Below are 16,681 nucleotides of genomic sequence, written 5' to 3'. Positions count from 1 at the left end.
TGTATTCCTTCCGAAAAGTCAGAGCGTGACACCGCCGTCGACCACCAGTGTCTGGCCGACAATGAAGCCGGCCAGCGGCGAAGCGAGGAACAGGGCGACATTCGCCATGTCCTCGACGGTCCCGAACCGGCCGAGGGGGATCTTGGCGAGCGCGCCGGCGCGGCGCTCGGCGTGGTCCATGGTCACCTTGGTCATCTTGGTATCGACGAGGCTCGGCGCGATCCCGTTGACCCGGACGCCCTCGCCCGCCCAGGCAAGTGCGAGCGTGCGCACCAGCTGCACCGCCGCCGCCTTCGACGCAGCATAGGCCGGGTTACCGAGCGTCGCCTTGAACGCGCCGATCGAGCTCAGCACGACGACGCTGCCCTTGGCCACGGCAAGATCGCCCTGGAACCGCTGCGAGATCTGCATCACGCTCGACAGGTTGACGGCGAGGACCTTGTCGAACCCCTCGCGTGCGAACTCCTGCCGCCGGTAGAGGACCATGCCCTGCGAATGGACCAACACGTCGAGCCCGTCGGCAAACGGTGCGGGCGCCGCCTCGATCGCCGCCGCATCGGACACGTCGACCTGCGTGTAGCCGAGCCCGGCAAGGTCCGATCCCTCGTCCGCCGCGTAATCCGCAGCGCTGGCCCGGGTGCCCCAGACATGGACCGCCGCGCCCTTTGCGCGGAACCCTTGCGCGATGCCGTTGCCGATCCCGCTCGACCCGCCCACGACCAGCACGCGCTTGCCGCTGAAATCCAGTTCCGAACTCACAGGACCCCCTTCGCCATCCACTGCCGCGCACGGTCCATCAGCCAGACCGCGCGCGTATGCAGCTTGTCTCCGATCTCGCGGGGCGCCTTGCCCGCCGCCGCCCGCGCGTTGGATCCTTCGAGGAGGATGCCAAGCTTGTAGCAGGCGAAGACCCCGTACCAGTCGAGCGCCTCCAGCGATCGTGCCGAGCGAGCGGCATAATGCGCGACCAGTTCGCGGGGCTCGGGAAACCCGATCCACGGTTTGACCGAGGTGAATATGCAGTCCGGCCCGTCCGGCCAGGTCGCCAGCAGCCAGCCAAGGTCGATCAGCGGATCGCCGAGCGTCGCAAGCTCCCAGTCGATGATCGCCGCGAGTGCCGGCGCGTCATGGCGGAACATGACGTTGGCAAGATGGAAGTCGCCGTGGATGATTCCGGGGACGAACCCGGCCGGGCGGTTCGCGTCGAGCCACCGGGCAACCGCAGCGACATCGCCCAGCGCCGCCGGCCCTTCCCAGCCGGGCATCTCGGCGTAGGAATCGAGCTGGGACATCCAGCGCCCGACCTGGCGTTCGAGGAAGCCCTCGACCTTGCCGAAGCCCTGCAGCCCGATGGCGAACGGATCGAGCGCATGGAGCGCGGCCAGCCCCTCGACCATTGACAGGCCCATCGCGTGCTGCGCTTCCTGCGTGGCATGCGAACCCGGCATCCCAGACGTCGCGTTGAAGCCCTCGATCGGCTCCATCAGGTAAAACGCTGCGCCGAGCACGTCTTCCGTCGGACAGGACGCAATCAGCCCGGGATGCGGCACCGCGCTGCCCGCAAGAGCGCCGAGCAGGCGTGCCTCGCGCCGCATCGTTTCGTTGCTGTTGCCCCGCAGGTGCAACGGCGGGCGGCGCAGGACAAAGCTGCGTCCGCCCCGCTCGAACCGGGTCAGTACGTTCTGGGTTCCGCCGGCCAAAAGTGTGACGTTGCCGAACTCGCCGCGCGGCAACCCGGCTGCGTCCATCCATCGCGCAAGCGCCGCGAAGTCCACCCCCGGCACGATCTGATCCTCGCCCATGCGCTCCTGTCCTGGCAGCTTTTGCCGGTCCGACGTTCGCGGTAATGCCCTTGACGTTTCTGCATTGCAATGCAATTTTTGCCGAGTTGTCGATAGGCCGCAGGGACGTCCGCGAAGGCGCGGAACTGACGATTAGCTTGTTGTAAGACAATGGTTTGTGGAGCGGATCGGGTGAGCTTTGAACACGCCTCGACGGGGATTGCAGACCAGTCCCTTGCGAAGATTCTTTCTTCTGCCCGGGCGATTCGCGATGCGTCGTTCGGCCTGAACCAGACTTTTTCGCCCAAGGTCTTCATCCCGCTGACGCAGCTGTGCCGCGATCTGTGTCACTACTGCACCTTCTCGCGGCCGCAGCCGGGCAGGCGCGCCTACATGACGCCGGACGAGGTCCTCGCCGTGGCGCGCGAGGGCGCTGCGGCGGGGTGCAGCGAGGCGCTGTTCACGCTGGGGGACAAGCCGGAGCTGCGCTTCGCCCAGGCGCGGCGCGAGCTGGCGGCGTTGGGGCATGCGACCACCATCGACTACCTCGAGGCGATGTGCCGGCTGGTGCTGGAAGAGACCGGTCTCGTCCCCCACGTCAACGCCGGGATCGTCACCGCCGGGGAGATGCTGCGGCTGAAATCGGTTTCTGGCTCGCAAGGGCTGATGCTCGAGACCACCTCCGAGCGGCTCTCGACCAAGGGCGGCCCGCATTGGCGATCGCCCGACAAGGACCCCGCGGTGCGGCTGGCCGCGCTGGAGATGGCGGGCGAACTCAAGGTGCCGTTCACCACCGGGATCCTCGTCGGCATCGGCGAGACCCGCGAGGAGCGGCTCGCGGCGCTCGAGGCGATCCGCGACAGCCACCTGCGCCATGGCCACGTCGCCGAGGTCATCGTCCAGAACTTCCGCGCCAAGCCGCGCACGCCGATGGCGGAGGCGGAGGAGCCATCGCTGGATGAGCTGCTATGGACCATCGCCGCGGCGCGGCTGGTCCTGCCAGCAGACATCTCGCTGCAGGCTCCGCCCAACCTTGCCGACGCCTCGTTCCCGCGGCTACTCGACGCCGGGATCAATGACTGGGGCGGGGTCAGCCCGGTCACCCCCGATCACGTGAACCCGGAGCGGCCGTGGCCTGCGCTGGGCACCCTGCGCGCCGCGACCGAGGCGGCAGGACGCCGGCTGGTGGCACGACTCCCGGCCTATCCGCGCTATCTTGCCGCGCCGTGGCAGGACGAGACCCCGCGCAAGGCGCTGCTCGCGCTTTCGGACGCCGAAGGCATGGCGCGGATGGACGCCTGGTCGCCGGGCCGGCCGCTGCCGAAGCAACCGGTGCCGGCCAGCGGTGCGCCGTCCCCGGAGATCACTCGCCTCGTCGACAAGGCGGTGGAAGGCGAAGGGCTGTCGGAGGAAGAGATCGTGATGCTGTTCGCGGCGCGCGGTCCCGATGTCGAGCATGTCTGCGCCGGCGCCGATGCCCTGCGCCGCGCGGTGAGCGGAGACACGGTCAGCTTCGTCGTCAACCGCAACATCAACTACACCAACATCTGCGCTCACAAGTGCAGCTTCTGCGCGTTCTCGAAAGGGCGCGGCGCGGACTCCTTGCGCGGCGTACCCTATGACCTCGACCTCGGCGAAGTGCAACGCCGCGCCCGCGAGGCGGTCGCGCGCGGCGGGACCGAGGTGTGCATGCAGGGCGGCATCCATCCCTCCTACACCGGCGATACCTATCTCGCGCTGCTCCGCGCGGTGAAGGCGGCCGAGCCCGCCTTGCACATCCACGCCTTCTCCCCGCTCGAGGTGCGCCACGGCGCGAGCACGCTCGGCCTCGGGCTCGAGGACTACCTCACGCGGCTGAAGGAGGCCGGCCTCGGTTCGCTGCCGGGTACGGCGGCGGAGATCCTCGACGACGAGGTGCGGGCCGTGATCTGCCCGGACAAGCTCAATACGGCCGAGTGGCTGGAGACCATAGAAGCCGCGCACAACGTCGGCCTCAGGACCACCGCGACGATCATGTTCGGCCATGTCGACACACCCCGTCACTGGGCCCGGCATCTCCTTGCCATCCGTAACCTCCAGGCGCGTACCGGCGGGTTCACCGAGTTCGTGCCGCTGCCGTTCGTGCCGATGGAATCGCCGATGGGCCTCAAGGGCGAGTGCCGCCGCGGGCCGACCTTCCGCGAGGTACGGCTGATGCATGCGATCGCCCGGCTCGCCCTCCACCCGGTGCTGACCTCGATCCAGGCAAGCTGGGTCAAGCTCGGAGCGGAAGGCGTCACGGCCTTGCTCGCGGGAGGGGTCAACGATCTTGGCGGCACCCTGATGGACGAGAGCATCAGCCGTGCCGCCGGGGCTGCGCACGGGCAGGAACTGCCGCCGCACGACATGGAGGCGCTGATCCGCGACGCGGGCCGCGTGCCCGTCCAGCGCACCACGCTTTACGGCGGGGTCGACGAGCGCATCCGCCAGCGCGGGCGGCAAGCCGCGCCGCTCGAACCCGTGATACTGACCCCGCCGAAGCGCGGACGCGAAAGGACCCTGCTGGATGCCTGACAAAAAGACCATCGCCGTGCTTGGCGGCACCGGCAAGGAAGGCGGCGGGCTTGCCCTGCGCTGGGCCCATGCCGGCCACCCGGTGATCCTCGGCAGCCGCACTGCCGAGCGCGCGGAGGAAGGCGCGGCGACAATGCGCGAGACGCTGGGCGCAAGCGCCGACGTGCGCGGGCTCGCCAATCCGGACGCCGCCGCCGCGGCCGACATCGTCGTGCTTTCGGTGCCGTTCGCGGCGCAGCAGACGACGGTTCAGGAGGTCTCGGCGCACCTTCAGGGCAAGATCCTGATCGACGTCACCGTGCCGCTGGTCCCGCCCAAGGTCAGCCGCGTCCAGCTGCCGAACGGCGGCAGCGCGGTTGAGGCGGTGCAGACCCTGCTCGGCGATGGCGTCCGCGTCGTCTCGGCCTTCCAGAACATCTCCGCGCACCACCTCACCAAGCTCGACGAGGACGTCGAGTGCGACGTGCTGGTCTGCGCCGACGATCCCGCCGCGGCCGAGGAAGTCGTCGAACTGGCGCAGGAGATCGGCCTAACCGCGTGGAACGCCGGCCCCTTGTGCAACTCCGTGGTCGCCGAAGGCCTAACCAGCGTCCTCATCGCGCTCAACCGCCGCTACAAGGTCCCCGGCTCGGGCATCCGCCTCACCGGCATCCCGCGCACGGAGTAAGGTCCACCGGTGCAAGCGCGCAGCATCTCGGTCACCGCGCTGGCGGGGGTTCCGGCGGTGAAGCAGGGCGACGACCTCTGCGCGCTCGTGCTGCGTGCGGTGGAGGCGAGCGCCATGGCGCTTGCGGATGGCGACGTCATCGTGCTGGCGCAGAAGATCGTGTCCAAGGCCGAAGGGCGGGCGGTCGCGCTGGCGAACGTCGTTCCCTCACCGGAAGCCCTGTCGCTCGCCGCCGAGACCGGCAAGGACCCGGCGCTCGTCCACCTGATCCTTGCCGAGGCGGTCGAGGTCGTCCGCACCCGTCCCAATCTCGTCATCGTCCGCAACCGCCATGGCCTGGTCCTCGCCAATGCCGGGATCGACCAGTCGAACGTCGGCGAAGGGCACGCACTGCTCCTGCCCGAAGACCCCGACGCCAGCGCCGCGACGCTGCGGGACCGGCTGATGGCGGCAACCGGACGATCCGTCGCCGTTCTCGTCATCGACAGCCTCGGCCGCGCCTGGCGGATGGGCACGACCGGCACTGCGATCGGCGTGGCCGGCCTGCCAGCGGTGCTGGATCTGCGCGGAAAGCCCGACCTGACCGGGCGAAAGCTGGAATCGAGCGAACTCGGGCTGGCCGACGAAATCGCCGCCGCCGCTTCGCTGACCATGGGGCAGGCGGACGAGGGCACGCCGGTGGCTATCGTCCGCGGGCTCTCCTTCGAAGCGGACGGCAGCAGCGCGCGCGACATCGTGCGGCCCGCCGCGATGGACCTGTTCCGGTGATCGTCGCGCTGGCAGGCGGGGTCGGCGGGGCGCGGCTGGCCAACGGCCTGGCACAAGTCCTGGCGCCCGGTGACCTGCTAGTCGCGGTCAACGTCGGCGACGATTTCGAGCACCTCGGCCTGACCATCTGCCCGGACATCGACACGGTCACATACACCCTCGCCGGGTTCAACGACGCGGTTCGCGGGTGGGGGGTGAAGGACGAAACGTGGTCGTTCATGGCGACCTTGCGCGAACTGGGCGGACCGGACTGGTTTGCGCTCGGCGACCGCGACCTTGCCAAGCACGTCCTGCGCACCGACCGCCTGCGCCGGGGCGAGAGCCTGAGCGCGATCACCACCGACATTGCCCGCGCCTGTGGGATCACGCAGCGGATCGTTCCGGTTACCGACGATCCGGTCCGCTCGATCGTCGAGACCGACGAAGGGCCGCTGCCGTTCCAGGACTACTTCGTCCGCCGCCGCTGCGAGCCGGTGTTCCGGAAAATCCGTTTCGACGGCGCGGAGGCGGCAAGGCCCTCGCCTGCGCTGCTCGACGCGCTCTCCGATCCGGCTCTCGAGGCCGTGATCATCTGCCCCTCGAACCCGGTGCTGTCGATCGGGCCGATACTTGCGGTTCCGGGCATCGCCGAGGCGCTGCGGGCAAGCGCCGCGCCGTGCGTGGCCGTCTCTCCTTTCATCGGCGGGGAGGCGGTGAAGGGCCCCGCCGCCAAGATCATGCGCGAGCTCGGCATCGAACCGGGAGCAGCGGCGCTTGCTCGGCCATACTCGGGATTGGTCGACGCGATCCTGTGCGACGAGAACGATCCCGCCGCCGGGACCGTCGTCGACGACATCCGCATAGTTGCCAGCGACACCCTGATGCGCGACGATGCCGGCCAGCAACGGCTCGCGCGCGAGTGTCTCGCACTCGCCGCCGGTTTGCGGAGCGCCGCATGAATTGCAGCATCGTCATCCCGGTACGGCCGCCCTTCGAGGGCAAGACCCGGCTCGCTGGTGCGCTTTGCCGGAACGAGCGCAGTGCCCTGGTCGAGCGGATGTTCCTGCACGTCCTCGATGTGGCTGCCGCGACCGTGAGTCCGGCCAATGTCCACGTCGTCAGCCGCAGCCCGGTGCTGCTGGCTCTGGCCGCTGCGCGAGGCTGCCATGCGATTCGCGAGACTGCGGTGGGCCTCAACCCGGCGCTTGAGCAGGCTGCCGGATCCGCGCCAACGGATCGACCGCTGCTTGCGCTCAGCGCGGATCTTCCGCTGCTGGACCGGGATGACCTCGCCGCGATGATGGGCGAACTGGCAGAGGCTGACGTCGTCCTTGCCAGCGACTGTCCGGGAATCGGCACCAACGCCCTGCTGCTCGCACGTCCCCGGTTGCTGGCTTATGCGTTCGGCGAGGACAGCCGGCGGCGCCATGAGGACGCCGCGGCGGTGCGGGGCCTTGGCTTCAGGCTGTTTCGCCGCAGCAGCCTTGCCGCGGACCTCGATTTACCGGAAGACCTCGCCCTCCTCAGCGCCGCCTAGGGCCGGTCGCCGGGCATACCAGCCGAACCCCGCGATCACGGCGTAGCACAGCGCCGGAAGGATCAGCGCCAGCGCAAGACTGCCGGTGGTATCGGCAACCATGCCTGTCAGCAGCGGGACCACCGCGCCGCCGAAGATCGCGACGTTGATGATGCCCGAACCGTCCGCCGCGCGTGGCCCCAGCTTTTCGCAGGCGAGGCTGAAGATCGTCGGGAACATGATCGCATTGGCAAGCCCGATCGCCAGCAAGCTGTAGCCCGACAGGGTGCCCGTCGTATGCGTCGAGACAAAGAGCAGGAGGATCGCGGCGATCGCCACCGCCGCAAGCACCTTCCCGGGGCTGACGAAACGCAGCACCAGCGAGCCGATGAACCTGCCAACCATCGCCCCGCCCCAGTAAAGTGCGATCAGCTTGCCCGCGGCCTGCTCCTCCAGGCCCATGACGTGCGTCTGCTTCAGGTAATTGACGATCAGGGAACCGATCGACACCTCCGCGCCAACGTAGAGGAAGATACACAGCGCCCCGAAGCCGAACCGCGGACGCTTCAGCAGGTCGAGTCCGGCAAGACCGCCGCTCGCCTCGTGGCTCTCGCCTTTGAGGGCGTCGCGGAACAGCCACACCGCCCCTGCGACCACGGCCAACGCGATCGCCAGCCCAAGGTAGCCGTGGACGATCGCCTGGCTTTCCGCCGTGCGGTAGGCATCGAGTTCGGCACCGGAGAGCTGGTCCGCCGACACCGTCGCAAGCGTGCCAAGGATCAGGATCGCCCCGAAATAGGGAAAGACGGTCGTCCCCAGCGAATTGAACGCCTGCGCAAAGGTCAGGCGGCTGTGCGCGGTCTCTGCCTTGCCGAGCAGCGAGATCAGCGGGTTGGCGACGACCTGGACCACCACTACCCCGCTCGCCAGCACGAACAGCGCCAGGAGAAAGACCCAGTAGGTCGCAGACTGGCTTGCCGGGATGAATAGCAGGCACCCCGCCATCATCGTCAGCAGCCCTGCCACCGCACCGCGCATGTAACCGATCCGCTTGACGAGCCGCGCCCCCGGAATCCCGATCAGCGCATAGGCCGTGAAGAAGCAGAACTGCACCAGCATGGCCTGGGTGTAGTTCAGCGTAAAAAGCTCTTTCAGCTTCGGGATGATCACGTCGTTGAGACTGGTGATGCCGCCGAAGATGAAGAACAGGCCCATCACGAAGACCTGCAGCTGCGGTGCATCCACCTGCTGTCCCCGCGGAGTCTGCGCGGTCGGTTCGGCGGAAATGGACATGGTGCGGCTCCCAATCGCGTCCGGTCTTCTGCCGTCGCCGGCGACCGGGTTACGGTTCGCCGTCACACGGCGTCAACCCCGTGCATTCCGAAATGTGAGCGTTCACACAAAGAATTCGAATGCGCTAGCCCTGCGCGACTGCCCCTGCGTTTTCCAGAGCAGCAAATTCGTCATCGGACAGCGCGAGCCAATCTCCAAGAAGCGCCCGGGTATGCTCGCCGACCTTGGGAGGCTGGTGCCGGAAATCGGGGGGCGTTGCCGAGAACTTGCCGGGGAAGGCCACAGTCGGAATCTCCACCCCGTCCTCGCGCACGAAGCGATGGACCGTGCCTCGGGCTTCGATGAACGGGTCCGAGAAGATTTCCTTGATCGTGTTGACCGGTCCCGCGGGCACGTTGACCGCGACCAGCCGCTCGATCAGCGCCGGACCGTCCAAATTGCGGACGATGTCCTGGACGATGCCTTCGATCTCGACCCGGTTGATCAGGCGCTGGCGCCCGGTGGCAAAGCGCGGGTCCGCGGCCAGCTCGGGGCGGCCCATCTCCCGGCAGAATGTGCGGAACTGGCCGTCGTTGCCGATCGCGATGATGATCGAGCCGTCGGCGACCTCGAAGGTCTTGTAAGGGACGACGGTGGGATGGCGGTTGCCGAGCCGGCCGGGGTTGACTCCGCCGACCAGCCAATTCGACGCCTGATTTGCGAGCATCGCGATCTGGGTATCGAGCAGCGACACGTCGACGTGCTGTCCCTCTCCCGTCCGTTCGGCATGGCGAAGTGCGGCGAGGATCGAGACAGTCGCGTACATGCCCGTCGAGAGGTCCGCCATCGCCACCCCGGCGCGCAAGGGGCCACCGTCTTCTTCCCCGGTGATAGACATGAACCCGCCCATGCCTTGCGCGACGAAGTCGTAGCCCGGTCGATCGGCATAAGGCCCGGTCTGACCGAATCCGGTGACCGAGCAATAAACGATGCGCGGGTTTATCGCGCGGATGCTCTCGTAATCGAGGCCGTACTTGACGAGGCCGCCAACCTTGAAATTCTCGACCATGATGTCCGCCTCGGCGGCGAGCCGCCGGATCAGCGCCGCGCCCTCGGGGTTGGCGAGGTCGATGGCGGCAGAGCGCTTGTTGCGGTTGCAGCAGAGGTAATAGGCGCTTTCCTGCGGGTCGTCGCTGCCGTCTGGCAGGGTCAGGAACGGCGGACCCCAGCCGCGGGTGTCGTCGCCCTTGCCCGGCAGCTCGACCTTGAACACATCGGCCCCGAAGTCGGCAAGGATCTGGGTCGACCAAGGTCCGGCGAGGACCCTCGAGAGGTCGAGAACCTTGATCCCGTCAAGCGCCCGCTTCGGCTGCTGCTGCGTCATTCCTGCCCTCTCGCGCGTTGCCCTGTGGCGGCGCTAAGGGGAGAAACCGCATGATTCAAGCGATCTTTTTGCACTCGAGAGCAGAATTCACCGAAGCGTCGCGAGGTAGGCGACCAGGTCGGCGCGCTGCTGCGGGTCGGTTACCGAAACCACCATCCGCGTACCCGGCGCATAGCGCGCGGGGCCGGCAATGTAGGCATCCAGCGAGGCGCGGGTCCATGTGCCGCCTTTTGTCTTGAGACCGGTAGAGAAGTTGTAGCCAGCCGCCGAAGCGGCGCGTCGGCCCACAATCCCTTTCAGCGACGGTCCCGACTTGTTCGCCCCGGTGCTTGCGTCATGGCAGGCCGCACACCGCGCGAAGACCGTGCGCCCGCGGTTGGCGTCGCCCGCTCCGGCCGGGCCGGCATAGGCAGCGGTCCCGGCGGCAAGCGCGGCGATCACGATAGCGGGGACAAGGGCCTTCATCGAACTCTCCAGATTTTCTTGCACTCTAATGCAGCTTTCATGAGCGGCGCATGAATGCGCCCGTCACCCGAGGCGGACCAGCGTACGGCCCATGCTCGACCCGTCGAACAGGGCATTAAAGGCGTCGAGCGAGCACTCGATCCCTTCGAAAACCGTCTCCACCGGGTCAAGCAGTCCGGCGCGGTGCCAGGCGATCATGTCCGCGACGAGGTGCTGGTCGAGGTCGTGGTGATCGAACGCGATAAACCCTTCGAGCCGCAGCCGCTTGCCCATGACCAGCGTGAGGTTGCGCGGCGGGGTGACGTGTCCTGCCGAATTGTACTGCGAAATCATCCCGCAGATCGCCATCCGGGCAAACGGCTTGGCGAGCGCGATGGCCGCGTGGAGGTGGTCTCCGCCGACGTTGTCGAAATAGAGGTCGATCCCGTCAGCACCGATCGCCTTGACCTCGCGCGCCAGGGCCTTCGTCAGATTGGCTTCCGCCTTGTAGTCGATCACCCCGTCGAGCCCGAGCCGGTCGCGCAGGAACGCCGCTTTCTCGGCCCCGCCTGCGGAGCCGATGACCTTGTGCCCCTTCACCTTCGCCATCTGGCAGACGAGCGAGCCGACACCGCCGGTCGCAGCGGAGACGAACACGGTATCGCCCGGCTTGAGTTGGCCGATGCGAAACAGCCCGGCGTAGGCTGTCAGCCCGGTCATCCCGGCAAATCCCAGCCAGGCTTGCGGCGGAAGGTGCGTGCAGTCCCGCTTCTGCAGGGCGGAACCCGGAGCTACAAACGCCTCGCGCCAGCCGAGGCGAGAGAACACCATGTCGCCGGGCGCGAAGGCGGGATCATCGCTCGCTACCACCTCGCCGATGGCCGGCCCCTCCATCGCGGCGTCGAGCGCAAACGGCGGGACATAGCTCTTGGCGTCGTCCATCCGTCCGCGCATCGCCGGATCGACTGCCATCCAGCGGTTGCGCACCAACACCTGACCCTCACCCGGAGGGGGCACATCCCGTTCGACAACGCGGAAATCCTCGGCGACGGGGGGGCCCTGCGGGCGGCGGACAAGCTGGACCTCACGCGACAGCACTCGCGATTCTCCCGAAACCTCTGTTGTTTCACGGGGATACGTCAGCGCGGGCCCGAGCGCCAGCCCATTATTGCACTAGAGGTCACTTTTCAGGACCAGTACCAGAGCGCCAGTCCGACCGTCGAGGCGAGGAGGGACGCGAACAGGGGAAGCGAGGCCGCCAGACCATGCCGGCCACCGAACACGACCGCGATGCCGCCCTTGATCGCCGTGTTTGCCAGCACCGGCACCGCCAGCACGACCCCGGCGAGCGCATCCGCGACCATCGCGCGCGGCAGGCCCGAGAGCGTAATCACGGCGGCATCGACATCCATGAGCCCGGTCAGGCCGAGCACCACTGCGATGCCCCCGCCCCCGAAACGGTCAAGCGCCCAGCGCGCGATCAGCGATAGCACAGCGACCGATCCGGCGAGCAACAGCGCCGGCCCGAAGTCGAACGGGTTGCCGAGCTTCACCGGCGGGCCTTTCTCCCCGCGCTGCCGCCGCCACATGACGAACGCCAGCAGCGCCGCGACCAGTGTCGCCGGGGCCATCGCCAACGCCAGTGTGGGCAGTGCGCGAGGGGCGAGCATGAAGGTGAGGACCTGGACCCGCACGAACATCACGATCGAGGCGATGGCGATGCCCGCGGTGAGCGGCCCCTTGGCTTCGGGCTCCTTCGCCAGTCTTCTGGCGTATTCGGCGGTCACGGCGGTTGAAGAGACAATCGCCCCGGTGAACGCCACCGCCAGGATCCCGCGCTCGCTGCCGAACCGCCGCGCGGCGACGTACCCGGCAAAGGACAGCGCCGCGACCAGCACCACCACCATCCAGATCTTGCGCGGGTTCCATGCGCCGTAGGGTCCGAATTCGCCGTCGGGGAGCAGCGGCAGGATTACCAGCGCGACCACCAGGAACCGCGCGACGCCTTCGATCTCGGCCTCGGTCAGCCCCTTGAGCAAGCGGTGGAGCGACTGGCGTGACGAGAGCAGGAAGAACGTTGCGCCCGCGCAGGCCAGCGCGACGGTCGGCGAGATCCGGACTGCCGCGACACCGATGGCAATCGTCAGGATGCCGGCAATCGCCGTCGTCGCCGAAACCGCATTGCGGGTCGCGGTCAGCAGGTAGCCGGCGGCCAGCACCAGCACGCCGCCCAGCGCCAGCACCCCGCCGACCAGGTCCGGCAGAAGCCCGCCGATGCCACCGACCAGCCCCAGCAGTCCGAAAGTGCGGAAGCCCGCGACGCGGGTCCCGTCGGCCTGCGCACGCTGGGTCCAGCCCCGCTCCAGCCCGATCAGCAGGCCCGCCCCGACCGCCGCCAGCAAAGCGGGGAGAGGGTGAGCGAGGTCGGGGAGCGGAGTGGTCACCTACCCATCACGGCCGGACGCTCATGGCGCCCACGCCAGGAACCGCTCGAGCAGCGCAAGGCCATAGGCCTGGCTCTTTTCCGGATGGAACTGCACGCCGAGGATGTTGTCGCGCGCCACCGCCGCGACGATTCCGCCGCCGTGGTCGGTCATCGCTGCGACATGGCGGCCTTCGTCGGCGGCGAAATAGTACGAGTGAAGGAAATAGGCCTCGCCCGGCTCGATCAGGCTCGCGCCATCGGCGTGCGGCGTGGGGGCGACGTCGTTCCACCCCATGTGGGGGACCTTGATTGCAGGATCGGTCCGTTCGATCAGCCGCACTTCGCCGCCGATCCAGCCGAGGCCGGGGGTGACGCCGTGTTCGACACCGCGGTCGGCCAGCAGCTGCATGCCCACGCAGATCCCCAGGAACGGCGCTTCACCGACCATCACGCGCTCTTCCATCGCCTCGACCAGCCCGGGAATGCTCCGCAGCGCCTCGGCACAGTGGCGGAACGCACCGACGCCCGGGAGGACGATCCGGTCGGCCGCGCGGACCACGTTGGGGTCGGCGGTCACCGCCACGCCGGTCGCACCCGCGGCGGCCAGCGCGTTCGCGACCGAATGCAGGTTGCCCGCGCCGTAGTCGATCAGGGCCAGCGTCTCCGCCATGGTCAGCCGCCGAGTTGTCCCTTGGTCGACGGAATCGCATCGGCTTTGCGCGGATCGATGGTCACGGCGTCGCGCATCGCCCGGGCAAAGCCCTTGTACACGCCCTCGATCACATGGTGGTTGTTCTGGCCATAGAGGCACTCGATGTGGAGGGTGATGCCCGCTGCCTGGCTGACCGACTGGAACCAGTGCTCGAACAGCTCGGTATCCATTTCGCCCAGCCGGGGCTGGGTGAAGCCGACCTTCCAGATCAGCACCGGACGGCCCGAGATATCGAGCGAGACCCGGGCCAGCGCCTCGTCCATCGGCGAATAGGCGGTGCCGTAGCGGGTGATCCCGCGCTTGTCGCCGAGCGCCTGCGAGATCGCCTGGCCCAGCGCGATCGCGCTGTCTTCGGTGGTGTGGTGCTGGTCGACATGGAGGTCGCCGACGACCTTGCAGGTGACGTCAATCAGCGAATGACGGGAAAACTGCTCGATCATGTGATCGAGAAAGCCAATTCCCGTCGAGACCTGGTAGGTCCCGGTCCCGTCGAGGTTGACCGACACCTCGATGTCGGTTTCCGCGGTCTTGCGAGCGATCCGTCCCATGCGCATGGCCCCGCCTATAGGCCGATGCGCCGTGGAATCAATCGCCCGCCGCGCGCTCGGACCGCCGATCCGCCCTTGACCACCGCCCTCGCCGGGGCCACTTGTGCGGCCATGACCGATACGCCCGACAGCCTGATCCCCTACGACGAAATCGTGCAGGAGGCGCTGCGCGCAGTGGTCGGGCGCGTGCTCGGCGAGGTCGAGCGGACGGGCGGCACCCTGCCGGGTTCGCACCATTTCTACATCACCTTCAAGACCGGCGCACCCGGCGTGTCGATCCCGACGCACCTCAAGGAACGCTTCCCCGACGAGATGACCGTGGTTCTTCAGAACAAGTTCTGGGACCTCAAGGTCACCGACGAGGGCTTCTCTGTCGGCCTTACGTTCAACCAGATCCCGGCAACTCTGGTGGTCCCGTTCAGCGCGATCACCGCGTTCGTGGATCCGGCGGTCGATTTCGGCCTGCAGTTCCAGGCAGTGGGCGACGAGGAAGCCGAACCGCACGAGGAAGCCGGCAACGACTCCCCGGAACAGGGCGCGGGCGGCGACGTTGAGGGCAGCGACGACGGTTCGAACGTCGTTACGGTCGATTTCGGCCGGAAGAAATAAAGCCGGCCCGGCCGGTCGATGGAGCGACGATGGCCAAGCGCAATACCGTGAAATCCGCAGTGACCGACGCGAAGGACGCAGTGGTCGAGACCGGCAAGGGGCTGAGCCCCAATCCCATGACCAATGTCCTGCTGGCGGACATCGCGCTGCGGGTCGGCGGGCAACTGTTGCGGCATGGCGTGGAGCGCGGCGTGCTGGGCAAGGCTGTCGGCAAGGGCAAGGCGAAGAAGCTGATCAAGGGCCGCTCGATGGCCCAGACGCTGATCGGCACCGCGATCGCGCGCGTGGCCACCCGTTCCGTTCCGGGCGCGCTGATCGTCGGTGGCGGGATGCTTGCCAAGACACTCTATGATCGCAGGCGCGGCCACGAAGCACGCAAGGAAGGCCGCGCGGCGGTGGAGAAGCAGGCGAAGAAAGGCGACGAAGCCTGACCGCGGCTTGACGGCGGGGCCGCGATTGCGCCAGTGGCGCTCATGGCCCCCGGCACAACGCTTCACACGCCCGGCGATCCGCTCGAACGTCGCGGCCTGATGTTCATCCTCTCGTCGCCCTCGGGCGCGGGAAAGACCACCATAGCGCGGATGCTGCTGGACCACGACGCCGAAATGACCTGTTCGGTCTCGGTCACCACCCGTCCGATGCGACCCGGCGAGGTCGACGGGAAGGATTATTTCTTCGTCGACCAGCCGACTTTCGACCAGATGGTCGAGGACAGCCATTTCTACGAATGGGCGCACGTGTTCGGCCATTCCTATGGCACGCCCAAGGCCCAGATCCGCGCAGGTCTGAAGGAAGGGCGCGACTTCCTGTTCGACATCGACTGGCAGGGCACCCAGCAGCTCTACCAGAAGGCGGAGACCGACGTGGTCCGGGTGTTCCTGCTCCCGCCGAGCCTGGAAGAGCTGAATCGCCGGCTCGTGGGTCGCGGGACCGACAGCCCCGAGGTCATCGCCGCGCGCATGGCCCGCGCCCAGGCGGAGATCAGCCACTGGGACGGCTACGACTACGTCGTGGTCAACGACGACATCGACGAATGCTTCGCCAAGGTCCGCCAGATCCTCGCGGCCGAGCGAATGAAGCGGGCGCGGCAGACCGGGCTGATCGGCTTCGTCCGCGAGTTGACGCGGCCCTAGGGCCAGCCCGCCCGCGCCGCATCGACCTCGCAGACCAGTACCTTGCCCAGCGGCGCCTTTGCCGCTTCGGTGGCATCTGAACTGGGCGCGACGAGCATGAACAAGTGCCGCCCCTCGGGCCCGCCCAGCATGCAGGCGAACGGATTCAGCTCGCCGGTTACGACCGTCTCCAGCACCGCCCCGCCCTCGGCGATGCGGAGACAGCGCGGGGCCAGCGGGTCAGCAATCCACGCCGCGCCCTCGGCATCGAGACAGATGCCGTCGGGGATCGCCGGCCAGGTCTCCGCCCAGACCCGCCGTCCCGATAGCGAACCGTCAGCGGCAATGTCGAAAGCGGTCAGCCGCCCGCCCAGCGTCTCGCCCACGATCAACGTCGAGCCGTCCGGCGTGATGACCATGCCGTTCGGGAAGCTCAGCCCGTCCGCGCCCATTCGCACCGCGCCGTCCGGCTCGACGATGGCGAGCGCCGTGGCGGGATGGTCGCCGATCACGCTTTCCGGCCCGCGGGCGCGGAGTTCGGTGTCGAGATCGAACCCGAAGTTGCCGACATAGGCGCGGCCCGTCTTGTCGACGACCATGTCGTTCGCGAGGTGGCGGGCGAATTGCGAAAGGTCCGCATGCTCCGCCAGCCGCCCGTCCGGCCAGCGGCGCCACACCGCAAGCTTTTCCATCCGCACGAACAGCAGCGAGCGGTCGGGCATCCAACCGAGGCCGGAGGGGCGGTCGTCCAGTTGCAGTTCGACCCGCATCTCACCCGCGAGCGAGACCGAGCGGATCGATTGCGAGTAGAAGTCGCTGAACCACAGCCGACCGCCGTCCGGGTCAGGCCGCCAGCGCGGCCCTTCCCCGAAATAGATGCCGTCGACGAGGGTCAGGACCTCGCGCGGCAC

The 16,681-nt window shown here is 68.0% G+C and carries 18 protein-coding genes; 8 read left to right on the top strand and 10 right to left on the bottom strand.

Annotated elements, in window-relative coordinates; all coding sequences use genetic code 11:
• Positions 1–18 precede the first annotated feature (18 nt).
• Both AC3WLD_RS12245 and AC3WLD_RS12240 read right to left on the bottom strand, forming a co-directional pair.
• Complete coding sequence (locus tag AC3WLD_RS12245; protein ID WP_492557241.1) at positions 19–759, bottom strand: SDR family NAD(P)-dependent oxidoreductase; 741 nt, start codon at positions 757–759, stop codon at positions 19–21.
• Positions 756–1,802: a phosphotransferase family protein gene (locus AC3WLD_RS12240; protein ID WP_492557240.1), complete on the bottom strand. Its 1,047-nt coding sequence runs from the start codon at positions 1,800–1,802 to the stop codon at positions 756–758. Before AC3WLD_RS12240 ends, AC3WLD_RS12245 begins: the two co-directional genes overlap by 4 nt.
• Positions 1,803–1,952: 150 nt before the next feature.
• Here AC3WLD_RS12240 and cofH point away from each other — a divergent pair, with 150 nt between their 5' ends.
• The 5 genes from cofH to cofC are packed head-to-tail and all read left to right on the top strand — an operon-like array spanning position 1,953 to position 7,285.
• Positions 1,953–4,334, top strand: coding sequence for a 5-amino-6-(D-ribitylamino)uracil--L-tyrosine 4-hydroxyphenyl transferase CofH (gene cofH / locus AC3WLD_RS12235; protein WP_492557239.1), 2,382 nt, complete (start codon positions 1,953–1,955; stop codon positions 4,332–4,334).
• On the top strand, positions 4,327–5,001 hold the full coding sequence (npdG, locus tag AC3WLD_RS12230) for an NADPH-dependent F420 reductase (protein WP_492557238.1): 675 nt from the start codon (positions 4,327–4,329) through the stop codon (positions 4,999–5,001). Before cofH ends, npdG begins: the two co-directional genes overlap by 8 nt.
• Positions 5,002–5,010: 9 nt before the next feature.
• A complete protein-coding gene (cofE, locus tag AC3WLD_RS12225) occupies positions 5,011–5,769 on the top strand; it encodes a coenzyme F420-0:L-glutamate ligase (protein WP_492557237.1) in 759 nt (252 codons plus the stop codon).
• Positions 5,766–6,707 carry a 2-phospho-L-lactate transferase gene (cofD, locus tag AC3WLD_RS12220; RefSeq protein WP_492557236.1) on the top strand — a complete coding sequence of 314 codons (942 nt, stop codon included), beginning with the start codon at positions 5,766–5,768 and terminating at the stop codon, positions 6,705–6,707. Before cofE ends, cofD begins: the two co-directional genes overlap by 4 nt.
• Complete coding sequence (gene cofC / locus AC3WLD_RS12215; protein ID WP_492557235.1) at positions 6,704–7,285, top strand: 2-phospho-L-lactate guanylyltransferase; 582 nt, start codon at positions 6,704–6,706, stop codon at positions 7,283–7,285. The genes cofD and cofC overlap by 4 nt, the downstream gene beginning before the upstream one ends.
• Here cofC and AC3WLD_RS12210 read toward each other — a convergent pair.
• The 7 genes from AC3WLD_RS12210 to hisB all read right to left on the bottom strand — a co-directional run bounded on the left by AC3WLD_RS12210 (position 7,250) and on the right by hisB (position 14,055).
• Complete coding sequence (locus tag AC3WLD_RS12210) at positions 7,250–8,557, bottom strand: sugar MFS transporter (RefSeq protein ID WP_492557234.1); 1,308 nt, start codon at positions 8,555–8,557, stop codon at positions 7,250–7,252. The genes cofC and AC3WLD_RS12210 overlap by 36 nt on opposite strands.
• A gap of 124 nt (positions 8,558–8,681) precedes the next feature.
• On the bottom strand, positions 8,682–9,920 hold the full coding sequence (locus AC3WLD_RS12205; RefSeq protein WP_492557233.1) for a CaiB/BaiF CoA transferase family protein: 1,239 nt from the start codon (positions 9,918–9,920) through the stop codon (positions 8,682–8,684).
• 87 nt (positions 9,921–10,007) lie between these two features.
• The gene (locus AC3WLD_RS12200) at positions 10,008–10,385 is read right to left on the bottom strand and encodes a c-type cytochrome (protein WP_492557232.1); all 378 of its coding nucleotides are present in this window, start codon (positions 10,383–10,385) and stop codon (positions 10,008–10,010) included.
• Positions 10,386–10,448: 63 nt separating this feature from the next.
• Complete coding sequence (locus tag AC3WLD_RS12195; protein ID WP_492557231.1) at positions 10,449–11,462, bottom strand: NADP-dependent oxidoreductase; 1,014 nt, start codon at positions 11,460–11,462, stop codon at positions 10,449–10,451.
• 89 nt (positions 11,463–11,551) lie between these two features.
• The gene (locus tag AC3WLD_RS12190; RefSeq protein ID WP_492557230.1) at positions 11,552–12,808 is read right to left on the bottom strand and encodes an MgtC/SapB family protein; all 1,257 of its coding nucleotides are present in this window, start codon (positions 12,806–12,808) and stop codon (positions 11,552–11,554) included.
• Positions 12,809–12,829: 21 nt separating this feature from the next.
• Entirely contained in the window at positions 12,830–13,459 is a 630-nt protein-coding gene (hisH, locus tag AC3WLD_RS12185; RefSeq protein WP_492557229.1) for an imidazole glycerol phosphate synthase subunit HisH, read from the bottom strand.
• Between the two features lie 2 nt (positions 13,460–13,461).
• Positions 13,462–14,055 carry an imidazoleglycerol-phosphate dehydratase HisB gene (gene hisB, locus AC3WLD_RS12180; protein WP_492557228.1) on the bottom strand — a complete coding sequence of 198 codons (594 nt, stop codon included), beginning with the start codon at positions 14,053–14,055 and terminating at the stop codon, positions 13,462–13,464.
• Positions 14,056–14,160: 105 nt separating this feature from the next.
• Between hisB and AC3WLD_RS12175 the strand changes: the two genes are divergently transcribed.
• From AC3WLD_RS12175 to gmk, 3 genes are read left to right on the top strand one after another with little or no spacing between them, the layout of a single operon-like run.
• A complete protein-coding gene (locus AC3WLD_RS12175; protein ID WP_492557227.1) occupies positions 14,161–14,658 on the top strand; it encodes an SspB family protein in 498 nt (165 codons plus the stop codon).
• 29 nt (positions 14,659–14,687) lie between these two features.
• Positions 14,688–15,089: a hypothetical protein gene (locus AC3WLD_RS12170; protein ID WP_492557226.1), complete on the top strand. Its 402-nt coding sequence runs from the start codon at positions 14,688–14,690 to the stop codon at positions 15,087–15,089.
• Between the two features lie 42 nt (positions 15,090–15,131).
• Complete coding sequence (gene gmk / locus AC3WLD_RS12165; protein ID WP_492557225.1) at positions 15,132–15,791, top strand: guanylate kinase; 660 nt, start codon at positions 15,132–15,134, stop codon at positions 15,789–15,791.
• Here gmk and AC3WLD_RS12160 read toward each other — a convergent pair.
• Complete coding sequence (locus tag AC3WLD_RS12160) at positions 15,788–16,681, bottom strand: SMP-30/gluconolactonase/LRE family protein (RefSeq protein WP_492557224.1); 894 nt, start codon at positions 16,679–16,681, stop codon at positions 15,788–15,790. The genes gmk and AC3WLD_RS12160 overlap by 4 nt on opposite strands.

The organism is Novosphingobium sp. FW305-C-111 (assembly GCF_058783565.1).
This window is presented reverse-complemented; position numbering and strand designations above follow the sequence as displayed.

What these genes read in the sequence shown, in the direction of transcription:
- AC3WLD_RS12170 (WP_492557226.1), top strand. Translation starts at nt 14,688, where the DNA reads ATGGCCAAGCGCAATACCGTGAAATCCGCAGTGACCGACGCGAAGGAC.
- cofH (WP_492557239.1), top strand. Translation starts at nt 1,953, where the DNA reads ATGGTTTGTGGAGCGGATCGGGTGAGCTTTGAACACGCCTCGACGGGG.
- AC3WLD_RS12205 (WP_492557233.1), bottom strand. Translation starts at nt 9,920, where the DNA reads ATGACGCAGCAGCAGCCGAAGCGGGCGCTTGACGGGATCAAGGTTCTC.
- AC3WLD_RS12210 (WP_492557234.1), bottom strand. Translation starts at nt 8,557, where the DNA reads ATGTCCATTTCCGCCGAACCGACCGCGCAGACTCCGCGGGGACAGCAG.
- gmk (WP_492557225.1), top strand. Translation starts at nt 15,132, where the DNA reads ATGGCCCCCGGCACAACGCTTCACACGCCCGGCGATCCGCTCGAACGT.
- AC3WLD_RS12175 (WP_492557227.1), top strand. Translation starts at nt 14,161, where the DNA reads ATGACCGATACGCCCGACAGCCTGATCCCCTACGACGAAATCGTGCAG.
- cofC (WP_492557235.1), top strand. Translation starts at nt 6,704, where the DNA reads ATGAATTGCAGCATCGTCATCCCGGTACGGCCGCCCTTCGAGGGCAAG.
- AC3WLD_RS12240 (WP_492557240.1), bottom strand. Translation starts at nt 1,802, where the DNA reads ATGGGCGAGGATCAGATCGTGCCGGGGGTGGACTTCGCGGCGCTTGCG.
- hisB (WP_492557228.1), bottom strand. Translation starts at nt 14,055, where the DNA reads ATGCGCATGGGACGGATCGCTCGCAAGACCGCGGAAACCGACATCGAG.
- hisH (WP_492557229.1), bottom strand. Translation starts at nt 13,459, where the DNA reads ATGGCGGAGACGCTGGCCCTGATCGACTACGGCGCGGGCAACCTGCAT.
- AC3WLD_RS12200 (WP_492557232.1), bottom strand. Translation starts at nt 10,385, where the DNA reads ATGAAGGCCCTTGTCCCCGCTATCGTGATCGCCGCGCTTGCCGCCGGG.
- npdG (WP_492557238.1), top strand. Translation starts at nt 4,327, where the DNA reads ATGCCTGACAAAAAGACCATCGCCGTGCTTGGCGGCACCGGCAAGGAA.